Source organism: Hymenobacter tenuis (genome assembly GCF_054780495.1).
Genome location: NZ_BAAGWF010000009.1, coordinates 1 through 21401, shown reverse-complemented (window position 1 = coordinate 21401; position 21401 = coordinate 1). Strand labels below are relative to the sequence as shown.

At 50.5% G+C, this 21401-nt stretch carries 17 protein-coding genes; 8 read left to right on the top strand and 9 right to left on the bottom strand.

The window, feature by feature from the left end; all coding sequences use genetic code 11:
* Positions 1-622: 622 nt before the first annotated feature.
* The 3 genes from ACYVGU_RS20895 to ACYVGU_RS20885 all read right to left on the bottom strand — a co-directional run bounded on the left by ACYVGU_RS20895 (position 623) and on the right by ACYVGU_RS20885 (position 3519).
* On the bottom strand, positions 623-2281 hold the full coding sequence (locus ACYVGU_RS20895; RefSeq protein WP_460623663.1) for an OmpA family protein: 1659 nt from the start codon (positions 2279-2281) through the stop codon (positions 623-625).
* Between the two features lie 322 nt (positions 2282-2603).
* Complete coding sequence (locus tag ACYVGU_RS20890) at positions 2604-2930, bottom strand: site-specific integrase (RefSeq protein WP_460623662.1); 327 nt, start codon at positions 2928-2930, stop codon at positions 2604-2606.
* Positions 2931-3171: 241 nt separating this feature from the next.
* Positions 3172-3519 (bottom strand): hypothetical protein, encoded by a 348-nt coding sequence (locus ACYVGU_RS20885; RefSeq protein WP_460623661.1) that lies wholly within the window; start codon positions 3517-3519, stop codon positions 3172-3174.
* 149 nt (positions 3520-3668) lie between these two features.
* Between ACYVGU_RS20885 and ACYVGU_RS20880 the strand changes: the two genes are divergently transcribed.
* The 4 genes from ACYVGU_RS20880 (at position 3669) to ACYVGU_RS20865 (ending at position 6647) form a co-directional block, all read left to right on the top strand.
* A complete protein-coding gene (locus ACYVGU_RS20880; protein ID WP_460623660.1) occupies positions 3669-4166 on the top strand; it encodes a site-specific integrase in 498 nt (165 codons plus the stop codon).
* A 174-nt stretch (positions 4167-4340) separates the two neighbouring features.
* On the top strand, positions 4341-4637 hold the full coding sequence (locus ACYVGU_RS20875; protein WP_460623659.1) for a hypothetical protein: 297 nt from the start codon (positions 4341-4343) through the stop codon (positions 4635-4637).
* 577 nt (positions 4638-5214) lie between these two features.
* Entirely contained in the window at positions 5215-5565 is a 351-nt protein-coding gene (locus ACYVGU_RS20870; protein WP_460623658.1) for a hypothetical protein, read from the top strand.
* 395 nt (positions 5566-5960) lie between these two features.
* On the top strand, positions 5961-6647 hold the full coding sequence (locus ACYVGU_RS20865; RefSeq protein WP_460623657.1) for a recombinase family protein: 687 nt from the start codon (positions 5961-5963) through the stop codon (positions 6645-6647).
* Positions 6648-7154: 507 nt separating this feature from the next.
* On the opposite strand, the gene ACYVGU_RS20860 is transcribed toward ACYVGU_RS20865, so the two are convergent.
* The 4 genes from ACYVGU_RS20860 to ACYVGU_RS20845 form a co-directional block, all read right to left on the bottom strand.
* Complete coding sequence (locus tag ACYVGU_RS20860) at positions 7155-7619, bottom strand: plasmid mobilization protein (protein ID WP_460623656.1); 465 nt, start codon at positions 7617-7619, stop codon at positions 7155-7157.
* A gap of 659 nt (positions 7620-8278) precedes the next feature.
* The gene (locus ACYVGU_RS20855) at positions 8279-9175 is read right to left on the bottom strand and encodes a trypsin-like peptidase domain-containing protein (RefSeq protein ID WP_460623655.1); all 897 of its coding nucleotides are present in this window, start codon (positions 9173-9175) and stop codon (positions 8279-8281) included.
* A 59-nt stretch (positions 9176-9234) separates the two neighbouring features.
* A complete protein-coding gene (locus tag ACYVGU_RS20850; protein ID WP_460623654.1) occupies positions 9235-9975 on the bottom strand; it encodes a hypothetical protein in 741 nt (246 codons plus the stop codon).
* Between the two features lie 11 nt (positions 9976-9986).
* Complete coding sequence (locus ACYVGU_RS20845) at positions 9987-10994, bottom strand: metallophosphoesterase family protein (protein ID WP_460623653.1); 1008 nt, start codon at positions 10992-10994, stop codon at positions 9987-9989.
* A 768-nt stretch (positions 10995-11762) separates the two neighbouring features.
* Between ACYVGU_RS20845 and ACYVGU_RS20840 the strand changes: the two genes are divergently transcribed.
* The 4 genes from ACYVGU_RS20840 (at position 11763) to ACYVGU_RS20825 (ending at position 18671) form a co-directional block, all read left to right on the top strand.
* Complete coding sequence (locus ACYVGU_RS20840; protein ID WP_460623652.1) at positions 11763-13346, top strand: hypothetical protein; 1584 nt, start codon at positions 11763-11765, stop codon at positions 13344-13346.
* A gap of 332 nt (positions 13347-13678) precedes the next feature.
* Positions 13679-14482: a hypothetical protein gene (locus ACYVGU_RS20835; RefSeq protein WP_460623651.1), complete on the top strand. Its 804-nt coding sequence runs from the start codon at positions 13679-13681 to the stop codon at positions 14480-14482.
* A gap of 1424 nt (positions 14483-15906) precedes the next feature.
* Positions 15907-17397, top strand: a complete 1491-nt coding sequence (locus tag ACYVGU_RS20830; protein WP_460623649.1) for a hypothetical protein — start codon at positions 15907-15909, stop codon at positions 17395-17397.
* 590 nt (positions 17398-17987) lie between these two features.
* A complete protein-coding gene (locus ACYVGU_RS20825) occupies positions 17988-18671 on the top strand; it encodes a hypothetical protein (protein ID WP_460623648.1) in 684 nt (227 codons plus the stop codon).
* A gap of 543 nt (positions 18672-19214) precedes the next feature.
* Here ACYVGU_RS20825 and ACYVGU_RS20820 read toward each other — a convergent pair.
* Entirely contained in the window at positions 19215-20261 is a 1047-nt protein-coding gene (locus ACYVGU_RS20820) for an alpha/beta hydrolase family protein (RefSeq protein WP_460623647.1), read from the bottom strand.
* An 11-nt stretch (positions 20262-20272) separates the two neighbouring features.
* Positions 20273-20923, bottom strand: a complete 651-nt coding sequence (locus tag ACYVGU_RS20815) for a hypothetical protein (protein WP_460623646.1) — start codon at positions 20921-20923, stop codon at positions 20273-20275.
* Between the last annotated feature and the right edge of the window lie 478 nt (positions 20924-21401).

The following is a 21401-nucleotide window of genomic DNA, read 5'->3' as shown; positions in this document are numbered from 1 at the left end:
CAATGTTTGGTGCTCACTGAAAGCCTATATTTATAAATTATGTGGTTGATATTACTTCTTTAACATAACAATAAGCTCGGTTTAAATGTATACTTTGTCCAAATTGAGGATTTTTATCCTTGATTGAGGTGTTTTTTTCTATTTTGATTCTGGCGGTTTCAGATCGTTCATCCATCCAGGGTTTGGAGCGTGGACCTTTTTATACTAGCCTGCTGTTCCGTACCTATGTCAACTTCATCAACTAAACGCCCCCGTCCACGCAAGAGTGTGGAATCGGCGGCTCCTGCTTTGTCCCATGCTGATCAGATGCAGTCATTACACGCCCGCGAGGAAGGTAAAACTGTAATGTATAAGCAGGACGCCTGGGGTCATATTGAAACCCGCTTTGTGCGGACCCAAAACGTGAAAGTTTGGGAGGCCAAGGGCTTCTTTGTCCGCTAGATAAGTCTGGCTGCTAGCTATTTCGGCTTGTTTAACTCCATCGAAATAGCCAGCACCCATTGCTTTATAACGGTTTGACGCTGACTGGACCCTAGTCAACTAAAGGCCGAATAACGAGAAAAGCCGCCGCTGTAGTAGCTGCGGCTTTTCTGGTTATTTGCGGGCTAGTAAACTCACTACGCTACTTGCGCCTAGTTGAGGTAGAAGGTGCAACCACACGCTTCGTTTTCTTTCCAGATGACGGGCGCTTTTTTACGGGTGCTTTCGCCGGGGTACGCTTTTTAACAGCGGCCTTTTTTACTGGCTTTGGGGGCTTTGCAGCGGAAGTCTGCGGCTCGGCGCCGTACTTTTTCTGGGCCGCATTCACGTCACCCGACAGGAATAGGTCGAACTCCACGCGGCGGTTTTGCGTGCGGCCAGCCTCGGTGTCGTTGCTGGCTACCGGATGGCGCGGGCCGTATCCGCGAAGCTCAACCCGGTTTTCAGGTATGCCTTTGCCAAGCAGATAGGTGCGGGCGGCCGCGGCCCGCTGCCGCGAAAGCTGCTGATTAAATAGTGCTGGTCCCCGACTATCGGTATGGCCCGCAATGCTCAGGGAATAGTCGGGGTACTGGCCTAGTAGCTTGGCAATGGTATCGAGGGTTGGATAGGATGAAGCCAGGAGCGTAGCTTTATTAAGCTCAAAGCCAATCAGTTTGGTAGCCTCCTGCAAGCGTTGCCGCACTTCCGGCTGTATTTCCGGACATCCTCTATTGGAAGCAGGGCCGGCACTGGTGGGGCAACGGTCCTGGTCGTTGATTACGCCGTCGCCATCAGTATCGGTGGGGCTAACCTGGGCAGGAGCAGCTGGTTCTGAGCAACCAGTAGCATCTACAGTCGCGCCGGCAGGGGTATCAGGACATTTGTCTTCCTCGTCCGTAATACCATCCTTATCCGTATCCGGGCAGCCGTTTAGTTCGGGGCTGCCTGCTACCTCGGGGCATTTGTCGTCCGTATCGTCCACGCCATCGTTGTCTGCATCGGGGCAGCCTGAAAGCTCCGCCGTTCCAGCCTGGGTAGGGCATTGATCCTTATAGTTGGGCACGCCGTCCAGATCATCGTCCGGAGGGCAGCCCCGTTCATTTACTTCGGTATCAGAGGGGGTCCCGGGGCACATGTCTTTGTTGTCCGGCACACCATCCTCATCTGCGTCATTGGCCTGGCCTAAATTAAACGTCAGGCCGGCAGTATGCTGCAAAAACCGATCTGACCAGCGCGGCGTGTTAGCTTCAGGTTCGCCGTCAAGGTTCGCATTCAGTGGCAAGTGCTGGCTGCTCTGGATAAAGAAATTAACACCATCACTTATCCGAAAACCGATACCGGCCCCGCCCATAACATCCACATAGTTCTGGATGTCATCAACCGGCTTGCCATCCGTTTGACCTTCCCGGCTGGCATAGGTCCAGCCGGAAGCGGCCAATAGGTAGGGCTGAATACGTGCCCCTTCCTTTAATGCCCAGCCATTATTCAGCTTCAACTTCAGCCCTAGGTTGGTATTGATCAGGGTGGTAGTAAAGTGGGTTGCTGTAGTACGACTCCCTGATAATTGCCCGTAAAACAGTTGGGAAGTTAAATCAAGACCTTTCGTAAGGTACAAGTTGATAGCAACTCCGGGAGTGATTTTGCTATTATCAAACTTCCAGTAATCCGAGCCGTAGTTGCCTTTGTACTGGAGCGTACTGGCATTAATGCCTATGCTGGTTCTGCGCACAGGCGTTTGGGCCGACGCAGAATATGAAACGAATCCAAGAAAAGAACAGGCTAGTAACAGCACCTGCGTCGTAGGTAGATACTTCGTCATAGGGTAGTTACTTAAGTGCGTTTTCTTTCGACGGGAAGTTATTCTTTTTCTTGCAGATATAATTTAAATATAATATTAAATATGTTTAGTTATGGTTTAACACGAGATAGTATCGTTGTTTCTCTTCGCGCAACATGGCTATAAATATCAACAAAGTGCAACTGTATTTCAATTGTTGCAAACTAAATGCACCAGCAAGTTTACATACTGTACTTATCTGTTCTTGGTTGAGTGAAACTATAATATTCTCTAAACGCTGTAGGCAAGTATAGTAATGAATTTCGTACAAAAGCTACAAGCCCAGCATTTGTGCTGAGTTGTGCTAGCATACATTATCGAGGCGAATATAGCATCTGATCATGGCGGAAGTTTTGTGTTTGGTTTGATTCATCACCTCCGAGTCGTCGGCCCCGGCCAGTTTCGCTACGGTTACGAAAGAGGCCCGTAAGGAGTGAGTTGAAAATGTACTACCCAAATAGCGCTGCACAATCAGGTTGATATACTTGTCGGTTAGGCGGCGTTGCGTTAGCTGCCCTCCTTTGCTCAAGGATACCAGCAGCGGGACAATGGGCCGACCCAGTTGTTTAATCAACGCCTGTGAGGAGCTAATAGGGCGTTGTAGCAGTTCAGGAGAATAAAAGATAGCCATATCCTCGTTTTCTCCTGGTTGGTTTTGCTTTTTTTCAGATCGATTATCGATCCTTACTCTGAAAAAACAAATCCTCGATATTCAGCGCCCGTAACTCGGACCGGTGGAATGCACCCGTAAAGCCCAGCAGCAAAATCATCTTGTCACGCTTACCGTTTGGGTATTGACGCTTTTTACAACGGGTTTGAAGGATGCCAACGAAAAAGCACGCGCCTGCTTCTCTCGCACACCTTTTAGGCGGCTAATACCTTCGTACCTTAAATTTCTTGTCGTCAGCAGGAGAACCCAAGCCGCGCCGGGCGTGGGCTTTGTTGATAGCCGCACAGTACCGTTGAATAGTTGCGACTTTTTTGTTGGCTTCGGCCAGATGCGTAGTGAATCCGGCCAGGGTATCGACGAATGCTGACAACTCCACCAGCGCATGCTGCTGGCACCACGCGCCAATTCGTTTTAAATCGCCGGCGTTTTCTTTAGCCGTATTCTTTGCCCCCGATAAGCCTGCTTCCGCAGAGCGCGCCGTGTGCTCGGCCAGTTCAGAAAGACTAAGCAACGCCGGAGAGGAAACCGTCAGATCAGAGGTCCGCTTCATGTACCTATATAATTAAGGAGTAGCTAACAAATACAACAACCAAAAGCCAAGTTACAATAAGGTCCGATAAGTAAGATTTATCGGACCTTATTATAACGTGGGTTTTATTAGCAGTTTTTTGCTCGGCTACTCCTTGCTATATAGGCTACATGAAAGTCGAGTCGCTCCCCGTGCCAATTCCCCAAACGACGGACTCGCTCGCGGGCCTCTCGGAGCAGACGGCCCGCTACGTGGAAGCCGGCATGCAGGGCGCGCCCAACACGGCGCGGGCCTACGCCTCCGACTTGCGCCACTACACCCACTGGTGTGAGGCCAACCGACTCGAACCGGTGCCGGCTACCGTCGACACGCTCGCCGGCTACGTGACCTACCTGGCCGACGCCGGTAAGAAGGTCGCGACCATTCACCGCCACCTCTCGGCCATCAGCAAGGCTCATGTGCTGCAGGGGCTGGACTGTCCGACGGACAACAAACAGTTTCAAGTCATGCTCGACGGCATCCGCCGCGTGCACGGGTTGCGGCAAAAGCAGGCGCCGGCCTTTACCCTAGCCCAGCTCAAGCGCCTGGTGCGGGCGATAGCGTTTTTGGGGCTGTTTAGCGGGGTAGCCAAAGTGTCCAAGAAACGGCCGATTTTTGGATACATTTAAAGCTAGTCGTTGCCGGTGATTCCTTTTAGCTCTCTTCTTTATTCAGGATTGCTCCTTTTCCTGACGGAAACTTCCGGTGCTCGATATCCTAGCACGGAGAGTAGAGTGCGGCAGGGAAGTCCTGTGGTGCGAGTTGACGCCGTGGTCACTAGCCTAGATAGTACCAACGCGTACGTGGTCATCAAAGCGCGTTCGGCACTTGACCGGCAGCCGTTGACCATTTTATCAGAATTGGGTGGAACGGAAGAAGCCGTAAAGCACAACACACCCTATGCAGTAGTTCGCCCGGGTCAGCAGTACCGCTTTGTGCTGGAACAGACCGCGTTCTTTAAGATCTCGTCTCTCTCAGAACCAGAAATGTATGATTTCTTGAATCTGATCGAGTTTCATGTTGGCAACCTAGTTATCGTAGGCCACGGAGAACTACCCTATGTGGCCTTAAACATGTACGGCTACCGTATTTATCAATAATGTACTGACGTAGGCCAACAGACTAGAAAGACTTACCTACGGAGGCAACTATCACAGAAGTTCTCCAACAAACGGTCGTTTATTGGAGGGTTTGGCACCCCACCAAAACGGCCCGAAAACGCAGGGTTTTCGGGCCGTTTTAACTTACCGTCTGGTGGAGCCATGCTGTAGTTTTGTCTGGTCCTTTTTCACCGCTTTATGGGCAGGCTACCCCCTATCATAGTAGGAACCGCTTACCCTGCCTGCTACCGCCCGCGCGCTCCCGGCTGTACATATCTAACTCCTGCTTGTGAACCCCTTCTGTCAACTTCTTTGCTCGCCCCCCCTGCTGTTTATTGTTACGATGGGAAGCATCCCAAACGTACCGCCCCGCTACTCGGTGCAGCTGAGTGCCCACTCCAGTGCGAGCGGGGCTGACTTTCGGGTAGAGATGACGCGCCAGGCGGACGTTCTGCTCGTGCGGTGTGGCCGCTTGGATAGCGTCCGGTACACGGCCCTGCACGCGGACCCCCACTTCAGAACGGACAAGTCCGCCTTGGAAGCGAATCAGCTTCCGGCGGAGGAGAGAACCCGCACCATGAAGCGCTTGAAGGCTTTGGTGGACCACTACAAAGTCTACCGCTGGGACAGCTTGCAGGTCGCCACGAGTCGCCACCCCGCCTTTGTCCAGTTACTCGATTCCCTCTCCGGCAGTTCCGCCGCAGCGCCCGCCCACCGGGAAGCGAATCGGGACCGCATCGTGCTGGATGGCACCACGGTCCGCCTTGTCGTCCGAAAGGGCACCCGCACCATCCAGGACCTGTACGTGAACTCCCCGGGCCCCGCATCTCATCCCCAGCTGTATCGCGTGCTGCACGGGGCGCTCGAACTCTACCGACAAGAGCACCCCGCCCCCTTGCTGGACCGGCAATTTACCAGGGGCTATTAACGAGACGGGAGCTATACAAGGGAAACAGGAGCGAAGCACGTGATGTCCACGAAAATCCTCAGGTAGCTACGGGAAGGAAGAGACGTGCACCCGAGGTTCTCTCGTTTTGGCGGGAGATCGTGCTGATTGCAGGAGGCAGGTGCTGGATGCAAAAGGCGGAGCATACTTTTGCCGCCCCCAGCCATTTTACATGTTGTAAAGGAACGTTAGCAAGGTGACATGCCGGAGCATACCTGTTCCTTGCGTTGTGTTTTATTACTGGCTTTCTCTACCCAAAAGAGTTAGGGCATACCGGATATACTGGCTGGGTGGTAGTATATAACATTCTACAAACGTGCGTTCACAGTACGTTATACCCCCTATCTTGCAGCGAGTACCTCCTTCCTCCTGGCCGCATGACTCCCAAACCCTACGTTTCCTACTGCCGCGTTTCCACCCTGAAGCAGGGCCAGTCTGGGCTCGGTCTCGAAGCCCAGCAGGCGGCCGTGCGCACGTTTGTTCTGGATCCAGCCCGCATCGTGGCTGAGTTCGTGGAAGTAGAAAGCGGCAAGCGCAACCAGCGGCCGCAACTACAGGCCGCCATCGAAGCCGCCCGTCGGCAGGGGGCGACCCTACTCATTGCCAAGCTGGATCGTCTGTCGAGGAACGCGGGGTTTATCTTCGCCCTGCGCGACTCGGGGGTGGACTTCGTGTGCTGCGACATGCCCGACGCCAACACGCTTACGGTAGGGTTGTTTGCGGTCATTGCCCAGCACGAACGCGAAACTATCTCCAAGCGGACGAAAGACGCGCTCACGGCCAAGAAGGCGCGGGGTGCCGTGCTCGGCACGCCCGCGAACCTGACTGCCGACGTGATCCGACAAGGGCGTGAGGTGCAACAGCAGAACGCGCGCGAGAATCAACAGAACCGCCAGGCCGCGCGCCTGGGCAAGCTCCTGCACGAGAAAGGGCACACGCTGCAGCAGATTGCCCAGGAACTGAATGAGGCCGGCTACCGGACCCGGCGGGGAAAGCACTTCTTCCCCATGTCGGTGCAGCGCTTACTCGTCCGACATCCGGTAAAAGCGGCCCCCGAGCAGTAGGGAAAACGAGACGGGCTCCGCGGGCACACCGCTTCTGCGAACGGGAGCTACCTTGTCTTGGGAAAGTACTACCTATACTCTTCTGTCGTGGCAACCGGAGCGCATCCGGTCAATTGGCTCCAAATGCCCCTTTTTACGCTTAGCTCGTGCGTTCCAGGGGATGCTAGTTCTGTATAAACTACTATTTAACACCCAAAACGAAGGCATTTCTGCTTTTTCAGGGCGTACACGCGCCAAAACTGGTCCCGGCGCACCGGTGGCCAGCCGGTCCAGGGGCGGCAAACGCCCTTTCTAGCCAGTGCCGCCACCGAGCGCGTGTCAACCGGTAAGCCAACCGGTTGGCTTACCGGTGAAAAAAAGGAGTATCCCCGAATGTGACCGGTTGAAAAAAGGAGTATCCCCGGGTTGTAACCGGAGCAAAACCGGGAGTATCCCCGCTGAAACGGAGCGAAAAGATCGCCTTTTAGGCTAAAAACACGTCGAAACCTCACCCGTTTTGGCGTGTGGTTACCGCTTTTTCACAGTGGTAGAAGGTAAAACCGGGGCTTGCGCCAGTGTATCCGCCTCCAAGGCGGGCTTTTCTGCTCCGGGTAGCACCACGGAGAGGACGGGTCCGGCCAACGCGTGCTGCACGGCGTCGGCCACGTGCTCCAGCCGACCTTTGCTCAACTCCCACTGGATAAAGGAAAGTTGCTGGCGAAAGAATTTGACTTGCTCTCCCAGGGCCCGAGCCTGATAGGCGGCATCGGCATACTCCCCCAGCAATTCCTGGTGCACGCTCTCGCGCAGTTGGTAGTGGGCCCGCACGGCGCCGGCCTCCGCGCCCAGGGGTTGCAGCGGGCGCTGCGTGATCAGGTGCCGGGCGTAGGTGTTGACGGGCACGCCGGCGCGGGCGGCCTCTTCTTGCAAGGCGGCGTATTCCGAGGGCGTGAGCTTGAGGCCAATCTGCGGGCGGTCTTCTTTGTAAGGCATGGGCGCAAAGATGGGGGCTGGGCGCCAGGGAGAAAAGCGCCACCAGAACACGCCGGGGCGAGCAGTAGGGCAGAAGGCAGGGGTGGTGCCGTGTCTTCTTGTTCGCGGCGGTCATTGGATGCGAGCGTAGATAAGGCTTCTCTCCCGCGCGTACCTATTCTGTACGTCGCTTCCTGTACCAGTTTAACGAACTGATTACGGCTCGTTTGGGGGGCTTCGACTTTTACTCCGAATAAGGTTGTACAGGAAAAGGAGGAATTATGGATGAAGAGGAGCCAGGTCCTCTTCTAGTTGGAAGAAGTTTTTAATTCTGCGGGGAGGTAGTATGTGCCAAGCAAGGTTTGTTTTTAGTACAGCAAGAGTACCGCTGTTCCATTTGATCGGTGCGGCTCTACTACACAATAGGGCAACACTCAAGTTCTTAATAGGTGATAAACCAAGATAAACGCTGCCTATCAGACCTTACGCTGTAAGCAACGATATGTGCGCCAGATCTTTAGTTTAGATAGATTTATTAGAGTCCCTTTATACTACGCCTAACAAATCGGTTTGAACCAGCTAATGATCATTGCCACTTACACTCGCATAATCTCCTGTAAATTAGGTCAAACATCGTGGCGACAGGGTTACAATGATGCGCTAGCAACGCGACTTTAAAGCTAGGTCGCAAGGCTAAATTGGAACCCTAATTTTTTAGCAATGGTATTTATGTCGCGGGCATATGCGCGCTCGCGTGAGGATCCTTTTTTTTCTCCAGCCCGATGCAATGCCACTGCTTTAGGTACTTTTTCGTCGGTAATCCATAGGGCCCCAGAATCCCCCGCTCGGGAAATTTCACCTCCACTGGCTAGTTTATTGGGGTTAGGTGAAATTTCTACATTTAAACGTTTCACGCCACTAATAACCCCGTAGGTGATTCCGGTTCGGGCCCCGGATTTCTGAACCTCAGTCCCCATAAGCGGTATGGTCATTTCCTCAATCTTCCCCGCCACCTGTGACAACTGAAAAGCCTCAATCTGCCGAGTGGTGTCAAGCTTAAATACGGCACAATCCAGGTCCTCATCCCACTTCAAAAGGGTTCCGATTCGATATTGTTGATTATTCGGCTTCCAGGCCGGCTGCACTATCGGATCGCCAGCTTTGCCTCTTTTTCTTTTGATAACGTGCCAATTCGTCAATCCCCACAACTCCTCGCTTACCTGATCTTTCACGATTATTCCTAATGTGCCTCTACCAGCTAGATTGGCATTAGAAATCCCTATTCCTCCGAGTAAAATAGGGTGCGTTACTTCTTCTTCCTCGGGATGGGATTCGACCACATCCACTGGGATACCATTAAAGCTCTTTGGAATCAGTTGCTCCTTGGACAGCACCTCTTCTCCAAATTTTTTTACAACATACACTAAGATGGCGATCTCGTCAAAATTGGTATTTCCATTCCTGGAAGGATATCCAATGGCTACGTCTTTGACCCCGTCAATGGCCAAGAGTTGCGGTTCATGTTGCTCCAACACCCGCAAATAACCTTCTTGCTGTTCAAGAGTAAGTTTTTTCATAAAAAAGTCTTTTAAAAGGACAACAGTGAGAATGTTAGTACTCAGATGGTGCATGGATACTAAACCAGTGTGTGTTCATAATGCCAAGCGCCGATTAATGGGGCATGTTTCTGATCTTGGTAGTATTGATGCCACCATTTAGCGGCCTGCCAGATGGCTTCGGGGCAGCTGGCCCGGCTTTCCAAACCGGGGGTGATGTCGTAGCCTGCAGCCCCCATCACCACTTCAATCATGGCAGAAGAGGGCAGGCCACTGCCCGCCAGCAATGGATTACCGGTTCGGCCAACTCCCCATACAAAAGCCAGCCAGTTGAGCAGCAGCTCGATGGTATCCAGGGTGGACCGTTGTTTCTGAAATTTTTCCAGTGCTGCCGCAACGACATCTTGCTTTACCGGGACTGTAATAAGGGCCACGTTGGGGTACAAGCGAGCATCCTGGTAGGTGCCTAAAAATCCGGTCTGAACGCCATTACTCGGCGGCGGGAACCCAAAGCCGAGGTGCGGTCGCAGGGAAATTTCAGCTAGGGAAGTTTCCGCTTCTATCGTTTTCCCTCCTTCTATTAAAGCCACGTGTGACCAATAACTGGGCGTGAGGTCGTCTCGTAGATGTGACTGTGCAACCCTAACCCGAAAATCATCAATCTGGGTGCCGCCAACCAGGAGCAGGTTCACACCCCTGCCGTCCTTGGTTTGCCTTATGTTGTGCTTAATCCATTCCATGTTATCTTCATTTCCGTTCCGTGGTGCATTTACGAAAGCAGAACTGGGGTCCACAGACAGGGATTGACGTAGATTCAACATAGATGCGGTCGTTAAGTGAGGGGGGTAAACTGAATCGTGGGCAAGGCCAGGGGGGGCATTCGCTGGCCCCGGTCGGGGACGGGGTGGTAAGTTATGTCCAGGTTTAAGCCGAAGCCGCTGCGTCGAAACGAGAGCATCACGACATGATTCCCCTTTTGCTTATGAAGCGTTTTCACCGCTTGCAAATGCCCTTGTAAAAGCAAGGATGACGGGTCAGCTGCCTCCGCGTGTCGGGGCCAGGGAATGGATTTTCCGACCAGAGATTTGACCCAGTCAACCGCATGCTTGATTTGGTCTTTGCCGATGGTAGTAACTAGAGAAGAGGGAGAGGAAATTACTTCGTACAGTCTCCCAGGTTCCATATACCGTTCCTGCGCTTCAAAAACTCTTCCCCAGTGCACGTCGCCGGTTAGGCAAAGGGCAGGGCGACCGGCCCGGACCAAGCGTAATAGGTCATCACACAGCAAATCAAAATCTTTGTAATTGGCTAGTGTCCGATCTCCAGCCGATCCGGATAGCCCACGCGCCGCTTCGTCGAAAAAGGACTGGCCGCTAGCGATTACGCCGTATTGTCCAGTATCAATAATTCTTGTTACCCAGTTGCTAAATTGTTGCCGCATCGCCGGATCAACCGTCTGGGACCGGTCAGATTTGCGAAATGTGCGGGTATCCAGGAGGAAGAAGGATAGCGGCTTTACATCAAGTTCTACTGCCTGCTTGAGATTGCCATCGGAGACTTGCTGGAAAGCTTGATACATGCCTTGCGCCGCAACTTGCCAAGTTCGACGACCTTTTGCCGAATAGGTGTTCCCGATAAAGGGACTTGGGTGGGGGAAGTTATTCCAGTACTCGTGGTCGTCGGGAAGAGTAGCAAAAGGGGCCGCTTGTAACACTTTGGAGTAACCAGTTTCTCCGGTCCAGTTTTCCAGGTAACTCTGTTCAAAGTGTTCGCTCAACCAGACCGGATCGTCCACAAAGTCGGCGATGGTTGGTAGATCCAGATACACCTGATCGCCCATGAGTAAGGTTAGGTGAGGGCGTAGCTCTGATTTTAATTCCTCTACTAAGGCTCCAGCCAAGCCAAAATTATCCTCCTTGGCGTGGAAGCACGAGACCAAGAGCACGTTAAAAGGGGCTTCGAGTGATCCTGGAACTTCGGCTGGTAAAGTGCGGCATAGTAGAGATGCCATGCCCCCGTCCCCATCCGTAACTACCACGCGATAAGGGGTACCTGATTGTATGAAGCTACCGCTGAATTCATAAATACCAGTAAAGTTCTTAGTAGCTGTAGCAGGAAGATTGCGGGTGGGATTTAAGGGCCGTACCTCTATCGGTTGCCGGGGCTGTTGGTCCAGGCTCCAAACAAGGGTGGGTGGCGAATTATAATCCAATGCGCCCACCCACAGTCTAAGCTTATTCCCATTGGTAGCCAAAGCATAAAGCACCATTCGTCCCATAGACCATAGTTTATAAGTAGGATTCTAACCATTAGCGCCCGTCATATAGCTGAGCTTCTTAAGCTCCTCTGTATGGATATGTATATAAATATACTTAAATACAAATGAATATAAACATGTTTAATATTAAAAAATTAACATTAATTTTTATAATTTAGATACAGTTCTAAACTCAGCATGGCTCTTGGGCTGACTGCAATGTTATTCATTGGCCTTGCTAATTGGCGCCGTTTGCTTAAGAAATAATGGGCAGCTCTGTCGTCCATGGAGCACTGGACAAGCTTAGAATGACTTTGGTTGGTAAGATTATCACGCTTTACCCCCGCAGCGATGGCGTACTTTGACTTGCACATTCACCCCATCCTAAAGCCTCAGCTAAGCGCTGTCCAACCTAATAATCGCAACACGGTATGGCGAGAGGTGGATATTCCCTTGCGGACCCTGCCCCTGGCGGCTGTGAAGAGCAGTTTAGACTCTCAGGCCTCGCTGGCCCAACTTTGGGACGGGCAAGTATCGCTTAGCGTTTCGGTGCATTATTCCCTTGAACAGGGGATTGCAGCCAGTAAGATTTTGCAACGAAGTGCTGAACGCATTCCTGAATGGTTGAGTAAAGAGTTGCTCACCGAAATTGCCCACGTTGGTAAGCCAGGGGCTCGATCGTATTTCGACCACCTGCGAGAAAGCCTGGCCTTGCTTCCCCAAGAACTACACGGGCCTAAGCAGCAGCTTGTGCGCGTTATTAACAGTGTGGCCGACTACCAGCCCAACGCCATCAACTTAATCAGGTGTATTGAAGGCGCACATTCGCTGTGCGGAGATGAAACGGGAAGCGACGCAGCTAATAATCTTAAGGTATTACTGGACGAGGGCTACCGCTTTCTCTACCTCACCCTAGCTCACTTGGAGCAAAACCCTTTCTGCTCGCACGCTTTTGGAATGAAGATGAAAGCGTTACTGGGCGTGATTCCCATAACCAAAGACCAGGATTTTTACCCTTCGGGCCAAGGAATCACCCCTCTAGGGCTAGACTTGATTGAGGCAGCCTTGGACGCGGGCCCTGGGCGGCGGGTGCTCATTGACGTCAAACATATGAGTCGGAGCAGCCGTGTGCAATACTACGACATAGTGAATGCACGCCGCGACGCCGGAAAACCCGTGCCCATCATCTGGTCACATGGCGCAGCTACGGGCTGCAGCTGGACAAATCCTCCCTTCCGACGGGCGCTAAAGCGAGCGGATGGGCGAATCACTGTTAGTTATTTGCAGCGTAATGATGGCCTGCGCAACACCGACTTTAACCCTTGGTCTATCAACCTATACGACGAAGATATTCGCGCCATAGTGGCGTCCAGGGGGCTGATTGGTTTGTCCCTGGACAAACGCATTTGCGGAGTGGGACACGCCAACCGGGAAGTTCTAAGTGTCGAAGAATTTCAGTCTTTCCCTCAGCGACCGAAGGTACAGAGCCTGCGCAATCACTTAGCAAGCGAAGGCGAGCCCGAGGATGAAGAAGAGGTATTGGCGGCACCGGAGCCGGAAGATGAGCAAGAGCTTGACGGTACTCTCTCCACCCAAATTGATTCTCAATTACGTCAAGGGCTGCGCTGGCGCAAGCATTTGCGACACTTGGCCAACCAGATTTTACACATGGTACGGATTGGTGGATCCGATACTTGGACTTGCTTGTGTATCGGCTCGGATCTGGACGGCATCATCAATCCGCTGGTGTGTAGCCGTAGCGCTTTGGATTTGGATGAAGTAGAGGAAGGGTTATTGCGATGGCTACCTAAGCTGGCCGATGAGACCCCAACCGTAGATTACGGCCTAAACGATGTGCGCAGCAAGGTCCGCGGTATCATGTGGCGGAATGCATGGGATTTTCTTGAGCGTGAATTTAACTCAGCAACGCAGTAAATAAGGAGAGTACTTGTAAGTAGTGCCGAGTGTCCCACACCTTAGATGCACGTAAAGACATTACTATTGACCACAGTAAACTCCTTGCTGTCTCACAAAACTTTATTTGGAGTATTCTTCAAATATTAAGATTAATAAATTCATAAAGTGAGTGTTTTATGTTGTATCCACGGTCAAAATCGAGTTTAAGATCATATAAAAGGGCGCCGGCCTTCCATATCAACATCAACAATATCCCGGCTTCACAACCAAGCATTACGTCTGATTCATCTTTTTTTGATAAGGTTGTTGCATTTACGAATAAATTATGGGCAACAATAAAATATATTGCATTGATAGTTATTTTTATAATCCTTGCTTGTTATCTGGTAAGACTAGAAATTATATCTAAAACTTTTGAAAAATTTGAAGACATGACACTAAGGAAAGTGGAATTTGGAGGCTTAAAATGGGAGGGCATAGAAAATAGGCTAAAAAAAATTGAAGATCTAAAAATTTATTCCCCTAAAAAAGACAATAAATTTACTCTTGATAAACTTAGCAATGATGAAAAAAAGTATATCGATCATCGAGCTATAAGAGTTCTCGATGAGTTACAAAATGCTGTTATTTTATGGGTTGATGATCATCCTGCCGAGAATGATAATATTCGACTGTTATTACAATCAATGGGGGTAACAGTATATTATGCTACGACAACAAGAGAGGCATTAGAAATGTTGAAATACTCTTCTAATTTAAATCCAAAAGACACCTTAATGCCATTTAATTTAATTATTAGTGATTTAAAACGTTATGATGTTAAATTTAAAGATAAATATGGAGTTTTTATGGATGATATTTATGATATAATTCCTGATGATGAAACCAAAAAATATATCATTTATGAGAACCCTAGTGCTGGTCTTGAATTTGCCAAATCTAGAAAAAAGTATGGCTTAGGTATAAAAATCCCTTTAATTATACACAATAGTGAACCTGACAAGGCTGCACTCGCTGTAAGTAATGACAAAGAACTAATTGAGGTTGTCAATGCAATTGAAGGAAATCCCGTTAATTTACTATACTTAATATTTGATGTGTTAGAAAATAAAGGAGGCAGACCAAAGTGGCTTAACCCTCCTGATAATAAATAGAGTTTGGAAAAGGCAACTCAGTAGAGCCATGGTAAGTTAATAGTTGTATAAAAAGTTAATTTTTTATTATCCAGTATTTTTACGCCTGAACCGCTCGTATGCCGTTTACTATAAGTTAAATCGAGCAGATACATCCTACTATGCCGCGCCTGAAGTGGTCTATCTGAGCCGCAGAGAGTGGTGACGTAGTTAAAGGTTAAGTTTCGAAGTGGTTAAGCGCCAGGTAGCCGAGCGAAATTTGCTGGTGTTCGGCATTGTAATAGACAACATGGTGGCTGATTATCAGCTTGACTTTGGGCAGTACAGGAATACTGCCAGCGTCAAGTTGTTCGGATTTGAAGTGGCTCAATAAAGATTAGGAGTTTACGTAGCAATTGCCGCGCCGACTCCTAATTTGCAGGCCCACATGCCGGTTCAGCAAGCCCTGTAAGCGGGTGGCCGTGTACTGGCTGTCTAAGATTTCCCCCTTGCATCACTTAAGGTGGAATGCACGGCCTATGGCCAGAGCGCAGTCCCCAGCCGACTACCTAGTCATAGGAGCGGTCGGGCCAGAAGGCTGGGTAGAGCCAGCCGCCTTTCTTGGGTGAATACGTCTTGTCAACTACCCACTCCTGATTCGGCACGGTGGGCACGGGCTGGCCGAGCAAGCTGTTCGGGGCTACGCGCTTGATGGATTGGATTCAGTGGTGCGCGGTACAGACGAGTGGGTCGCTGCGTTCACAGACCCGTCGCAACAAAGGCGCGTCGCATGCGCCAGCGACCCACCACATGACCTTGCGCCTGACGTTCGGCCGGCAGACGGAGGCTGCCATAGCGAGCCGAATGCCACCTAAACACCTTCACCGCTACCTGCCAGGCTGTATGGGGTGCAGGTACTTGGCTCCGCTGCAAGGCATAGTAAGTGCTTGTGGACACCTGCGATGCCTGGCAGAGCTGGCGGACGGGCGCGTGGGCTACAATGTGAGCGATATGTCAATAATTAATCAACGAGTTGGCAGGCTGAAGATTACCTAAGCTTTTAAAAATATTAAGCTATTGTTCGGCCAACTTGAGCTACGCACGCAGTTGCCGCCCCTTTGGGTCGCGGGCTACCTCTATGCTGCCTACTTCAGCTATAAGCTGAGCCTGCTGCCAGTGCCAAAATAGCCTTGAGCTGATGACCAGCTGCTGGACGGCTCTCGCTGGCAAGGCGTAGAGCCTCACCTTGGAAGCAATCATCGAATTTGCGCCACCTATCCGGTATGGACTTACTGCTGTTTACGCTCATGACTCATAAACTATCCATCATATTTCTGTGTGCTTATGCTTGTTTATATTTATGTACAAAAAATAATAAATAAAATCATATTAAATCAGTGCTAGCACTGATTTAATATGATTTTACTCACTGTACTTTTCAAACGGTATTTATCCAAAAATGAGTTATGAAACTATCAGTGCTACTGGAAATAGCCATTTCCCTCGCTTTCCTCTACCTGATTAGTAGCCAGGTCGTTTTGTCGATATACGAGATATGGGCTGGCTACCGAAATACTCGGGGTAAGTTTCTTTACCAAGAGTTACAAGGCTCTTTAGGAATAGAAACCGCGAATGCATTATACGTTAAGGCACCTATTGCGACCTTATCACCTCCTGAACAAAAGGATCCGGCAACTATAGCCGAGAAGGAACCTGTTAAATGGTGGATTGGAAAAGATGGGTTGCCAGCTTATATAGCACCGGACCTATTCGCCAAAACCCTACTAGAGTTAGTAGCACCAAATGCTGGTAGTGCACCAGTTCCAATAGCGGCTGTGGCAAGCATATTGTCGGCTCCTGTTCTACCCTCGCTGCCGACTTATACAGATCCTCAAACAGGAAAAAGTATTATTGGCCAACCTGTCAATCAAGCAACTATTGATTTACTGTCCAATCTGCTCCATACTATTGATCAAACCCACACTGGTGCTTTCGATACATTTCAGCATAGTATAGCAGCTTGGTATGAAGCGTATGGTGAACGGCTGACCGGGTGGTACAAACGACGCGTCCGACCACGTCTGTTTATGATTGGATTTGTAGTAGCAATCTTAGGAAATATAGATACCCTTTATATTATCAAGTACTTAAGGACGCACGACAATGAGCGCAGCCAAATTACCTCTTTAGTTACTCAGAAGTTACCGCAGAGTGCAGAACGAAATCCTGTAATTAAACCTACTGTCCCAATCGGCACTGATACGGTGACGGTATATGCCCAGGAATCACTCAAGATTATTAAAGAGGGAGTAACTGACTTATCCAGTTATGGATTTCCCATAGGCAGAGAAAAGCCTGATACAATTACGGAGCGAAAAGTTGCCCTACCAGTAGTGGATAGCTCCTCTTTACAGAACTTCTATGAGTTTATACCACGCCACGCTGAATCTCGACTTCGAGACAGGGACGGAAAGCTAAAGATCGGCTTAGCTGGTAAAGCTCCTAAAACAGCTGAGGACACATGGGTTCTTGTGAACGTACCAGCTCATTATAGACACTACGAGTTACAACAGGACACGGTAACTGAATCCGGTTTGCCGGTGGTAACTAAAAAGTGGAAAATTTCCAGAATACCCAAGTCTGGTAATTCACTACCTACAGCCTTGGCTAAAAGTAAGGACCGATCTCCTAAGGTGCTTGCTAAGTTAGACAGCATCCGACTTGGGCAGATGCAAGACAAGGCTAAACAGGAGGCAATGAAGCGTCGGGAAGCACTGAAAAGGCCTTGGCTTAATCCTCAGGCTTCCACCCAATCAACGCTACAGACTTGCTTAGGATGGCTTCTTACAGCTGCATTGCTTGCGCTAGGCGCGCCGTTCTGGTTCGATTTACTATGCAGGCTAGTTAACATTCGCAATTTGGGGATTAAGCCGCCACGGATGCCTAAAACGCCTTAACTACTGAACCGCTTATCCAGATGAAAGCTATTCGATAGCATTTCAGGCAAGAGTTCACTGATAAGTTAATGCAACAGTATAAATAACCAGCTGCATCAACTTGGTGAAAACAGCCGCTTAGTGCTGATTCAATCAAAACTAAATTTTAGGGCTTCACTCATTATCGAATATTTCATGAGTATAAAAGATACGGAAGCCCAAATGTTAGTAAAAAAACCTTCTAGGCAAAAAGGCTGAGAAACTATCGAAAGAAGAGCTATAGAGCTTAATAATTTGCTTTATGGAAGGCGGCAGGCAAGCCCTGGCAGCCTTGAACGGAACAGCAAGCCAAGCCGCAGGCGCTCTTAATTACGCTCAGGAACTGCGCAGCAATGCTCGCCTCAATTAGCTTGAAAAACGCCTAAACCGGCTAAAACAGTATTTTCTAATTCCAGAGTGGCCGCGTATTCAACGTGTCCTAATGGCCAACCAGAATAGACTGGTAGCTTGGGCTGGAGTATAAGGCAACAGCCCTGGCTTTAGAATCAGTAAGACAGCCTTCAATTGAAAAAAAGCAATATTGAATAACCCCATACCTAAATATTGAGCTCATGAATATATATAATTTGAGCAATCCGCATATAGTAAGAAGAGCACTTTGCTTAGGGCTGGTCGTGTTATTGCCTTTTCCGATGGCCGCCGCCTCCATTATCAAGGCTCCTTTCTCTTCGGTACTTATAACGTCTGGTGCTATTTTGCTTTTGGCAGTGTTAGTCCTTACTATAGATAGATGGCTGGCCCCTGGGAGGCTGGTCTGCACCTCTTATGAAGGTGCGCGGAACACGCTAGACCGCCTAGCCGATTGGGCCAAGTGGATGGCAGGTATTCAAACGGCCACGCTCGGCGGTATCGGATTGATCATAAAGGATCGGCGCGGCGCGGAACAGGAAGAAGCCGTAGTGGCCGCCATACTAGTATTGGGCGCCGCCTTATTTTGCAGCGCTTGGATTCTATCTTCCCTAGCATCGATTGAACTCCGGATTTCTGCAGTATCTATCAATGCGCCGAAGATGGATACCGCCTACGATGTATACGAGTTGCCAATGTATGGTTTTACTAAGATATCACTATCCTACATGCTCTCCCTACAGCACTGGCTTTGGGCAGCGGGTTTATTGTGCTTCACCTGGTTCTTGTTGGAACTCCACAACTACCCCAATACGCCTAACGAAAAAAATCATCAATCAAGCGGTAGAACAATGTTATTTCCTACAAATCCTGGAACGCCGAAATGAAAAGCCGGACTTTTTGTCAACCGCTTTTGCGGTAGCCCCGTCCAACCTGGAACAGGCTTTTGGGACTAGCAGACCTATAGTACGGAGGAAGAGCTTAAGCTGTGAGCAATCGTTAAGCGTGTACAATTCCTTATCTGCTTAGTCAAATGTCAGTGAAGGTTAAACGGCTTTTCTTAATTCGAGTGTGGTCATAAAATTCAAACTCTAGTGGGACCACACAATTGGTGCAGGATACACAATGGCAGGTGGCTCTGTTTCGCGTAAACCACACGGAACAGCTACTTTGCTGCGAAGGTGGGATAAGTCGGTAGTCCCTACCTTACTTCAAGCATTTTTTTGAGGTGGTCTAGCTAAGTTAGACAGAATAAGGATGTGCTTTGGAGCCGCATCAAAGCCGAACTGCTCGACGGCGCTTCCTACCCCACCTTAGCGGAAGTGAAGCTCAAAATCAGCCATCATATCGTCTATTACAACGCGGAGCAACGGCATGCTTGGCTCGGCTATTGAAAGCAACACGCCTGGATAAAACCCAATGAACGCTTATTAGTTGGTGATTAGAGCAGCCTTTGCCGCTTGCTCAGCTAAGGCCAATGCTACTCGTTGGTCTCCGCCAATAAGGCCGAGAACTAGAGGTTGCATGCTGTGTTGCCCTCTGCTTTTTTTATTGAAATTGTAGCGCACTGCGATTACGTCCTTTCGGCCAGTGTAGCGGTTGACGAACAACGGAACGAAACGCGCGGCGGCCAGTATCTCGTTGCTTTCGTAAATCAAATACGTCCGGCGCTTCGCCCGTCGTACCACCCCGGGGGCGCCATGGTAACCAGTTAACGGGGAGGAATTAAATGCAAAAACCTTATCGATGCGCGGGCTGTGATTGAGCGCGCATTGCGCTAACCCGCCCCCAAGCGAATGCCCGGTCGCAAATACACGCAGTCCCGGGCCGTATTTGCGGTCGAGTTCGCCGATCATTTTCTTGGTGACGGCTTCCGCTTGCTCGTATTGGTCCCACCTGCCGGGGGAAATCGTGGGCGGCCGCAGGTTGGCTTTCCAATCCGCGAATTCGTCCGTTCCACGAAATACCAACACTGCCAGTGGCGCGTGGCCGGGGGCGCGCTTCATCCACACGTCAAACGTGAACCCGTCCAGCTTTTTGCGGTCAGCGGCGGGTTGTAAACCCAGCATGATGTTAGCTGGTACTCCTATGGGGCGCCAGCTGCTGTCTCGGAGCAATTGACGTTCCAGCGCATACGTCTCCAAATCCGCCTGGTCGGCATAATCGGGCAGGTGGTTGGGGGCTCCCTCGCCTGAGTAGACCACCGCGCTGAGCATGGCCATTTCGCTCACCAGCCGATAATCCGGGTCGTTCAATTCCGCGGTGAGTTGCCCGCGAGCAACCTGCGTTACCGACCGCTCATGCTTGTCCCGCTGGACGATCACCAACGCTTGGTCGTCGGCTTGGTAGGCGCCGCTCATGAACCGCACGAATACCCAACCGATCACCAGCGATACGCCGAATAAGCCCAGCACAATTTTGGCAACAAAAAGCGAGGCGGTCACCCTAACAATGCGGTGGTGAAGAGGTCTTTTCATCTGACTGTTGGTTAAAGGTCTTTTCCTTTGGTCAATTCGGCCGCAAACGGGCAATCGGGCTGGTTGTAGCTGATGACAATGTCGGATCCGGCGGACGTGGATATTTTCCCGCCCGGTGCCTGCTCGGCCGCCAACTTGGCCTCCGCCGTCAAATGGGTATCAGCCTTGAGGGTGATGACGACTTTGGACGCGTAGAATAGGTTGTCAACCACCATGTAGGGGCGAATACGTTGCCGGTACTTCTTGGCCTCTTTATCGCGCATCTGTGCCAATAGGGCCCGAACCTGCATGCGCAGTTCCGCAGGCATAGACCGTGATGTGATTCCTTCGAAGGCGAAAGACACGACCTTCTTCGTGTCCAAGGAGGTCTTCAGGGCGGTCAACACGTTGGGCAACTGCAGGTCGGCTTCGGCCTTTACCTCGTTGGTCAAATCCAAATGAGCGAATTGCGTCGGGGCTGCCGGAGCGGCGAGCAAGGCGTCCACCATGACGCTGGCTTCGGCTGGCCCAAGCAACTCGTGCGCAATGTTGAGCCCCAGGGGGTCCAGCCGTCGGTGTGTTAACCCCACCCAATCATAAAGGGCCCCCGGGGCAGTTTGGGTATTGGCCTGCATCAGCAATTCGGCGCTGTAGCGGTGACGAAAATCCTTGAGTGTGGACATGGAGCTACGTTGGCAAGCGTTAAAAGGGACAGTCTTGGATTGACGGGCTTTGGTACAAAGCTGAAGAAAACGAGTCAGTTACGGATGCTCTACGGCTTCGTCCAGCCAGTAGGCTCCAACCCAGGCAGCATGGAGCACATGAACACCCGCTTCAGAACGGGAAGCAACGGGCAGGCCAATAGTACTTTTGTTATATAAAATAGACATCAGTGCTGGCACTGAAAGAATTCCGTCGACCGGAAAACATTTTCGCCCAAAAACTCAAAGCCCGCAGCTATTTGCTAGTTAAAAGCGACCACGTTTCTCACTGGGTAAGCACAAACAAGTTACTCGTCTCACAGTTGTGATAGCCCTTGATAATCACTCCTTGTCACTACCTAATTTTCAACCTAAAAGGAAGGCCCCAGTAAACAAGAACTGTGTTAAAAGTCAAGCATTAAGCACCAATTTGGAGGTAAAATCTGCCTGGTAGGGTACG

Excerpts from the sequence above, each read along its gene's own strand:
- ACYVGU_RS20895 (WP_460623663.1), bottom strand. The coding sequence starts at position 2,281 with ATGACGAAGTATCTACCTACGACGCAGGTGCTGTTACTAGCCTGTTCT.
- ACYVGU_RS20890 (WP_460623662.1), bottom strand. The coding sequence starts at position 2,930 with ATGGCTATCTTTTATTCTCCTGAACTGCTACAACGCCCTATTAGCTCC.
- ACYVGU_RS20885 (WP_460623661.1), bottom strand. The coding sequence starts at position 3,519 with ATGAAGCGGACCTCTGATCTGACGGTTTCCTCTCCGGCGTTGCTTAGT.
- ACYVGU_RS20880 (WP_460623660.1), top strand. The coding sequence starts at position 3,669 with ATGAAAGTCGAGTCGCTCCCCGTGCCAATTCCCCAAACGACGGACTCG.
- ACYVGU_RS20870 (WP_460623658.1), top strand. The coding sequence starts at position 5,215 with ATGAAGCGCTTGAAGGCTTTGGTGGACCACTACAAAGTCTACCGCTGG.
- ACYVGU_RS20865 (WP_460623657.1), top strand. The coding sequence starts at position 5,961 with ATGACTCCCAAACCCTACGTTTCCTACTGCCGCGTTTCCACCCTGAAG.
- ACYVGU_RS20860 (WP_460623656.1), bottom strand. The coding sequence starts at position 7,619 with ATGCCTTACAAAGAAGACCGCCCGCAGATTGGCCTCAAGCTCACGCCC.
- ACYVGU_RS20855 (WP_460623655.1), bottom strand. The coding sequence starts at position 9,175 with ATGAAAAAACTTACTCTTGAACAGCAAGAAGGTTATTTGCGGGTGTTG.
- ACYVGU_RS20850 (WP_460623654.1), bottom strand. The coding sequence starts at position 9,975 with ATGTTGAATCTACGTCAATCCCTGTCTGTGGACCCCAGTTCTGCTTTC.
- ACYVGU_RS20845 (WP_460623653.1), bottom strand. The coding sequence starts at position 10,994 with ATGGGCGATCAGGTGTATCTGGATCTACCAACCATCGCCGACTTTGTG.
- ACYVGU_RS20840 (WP_460623652.1), top strand. The coding sequence starts at position 11,763 with ATGGCGTACTTTGACTTGCACATTCACCCCATCCTAAAGCCTCAGCTA.
- ACYVGU_RS20830 (WP_460623649.1), top strand. The coding sequence starts at position 15,907 with ATGAAACTATCAGTGCTACTGGAAATAGCCATTTCCCTCGCTTTCCTC.
- ACYVGU_RS20825 (WP_460623648.1), top strand. The coding sequence starts at position 17,988 with ATGAATATATATAATTTGAGCAATCCGCATATAGTAAGAAGAGCACTT.
- ACYVGU_RS20820 (WP_460623647.1), bottom strand. The coding sequence starts at position 20,261 with ATGAAAAGACCTCTTCACCACCGCATTGTTAGGGTGACCGCCTCGCTT.
- ACYVGU_RS20815 (WP_460623646.1), bottom strand. The coding sequence starts at position 20,923 with ATGTCCACACTCAAGGATTTTCGTCACCGCTACAGCGCCGAATTGCTG.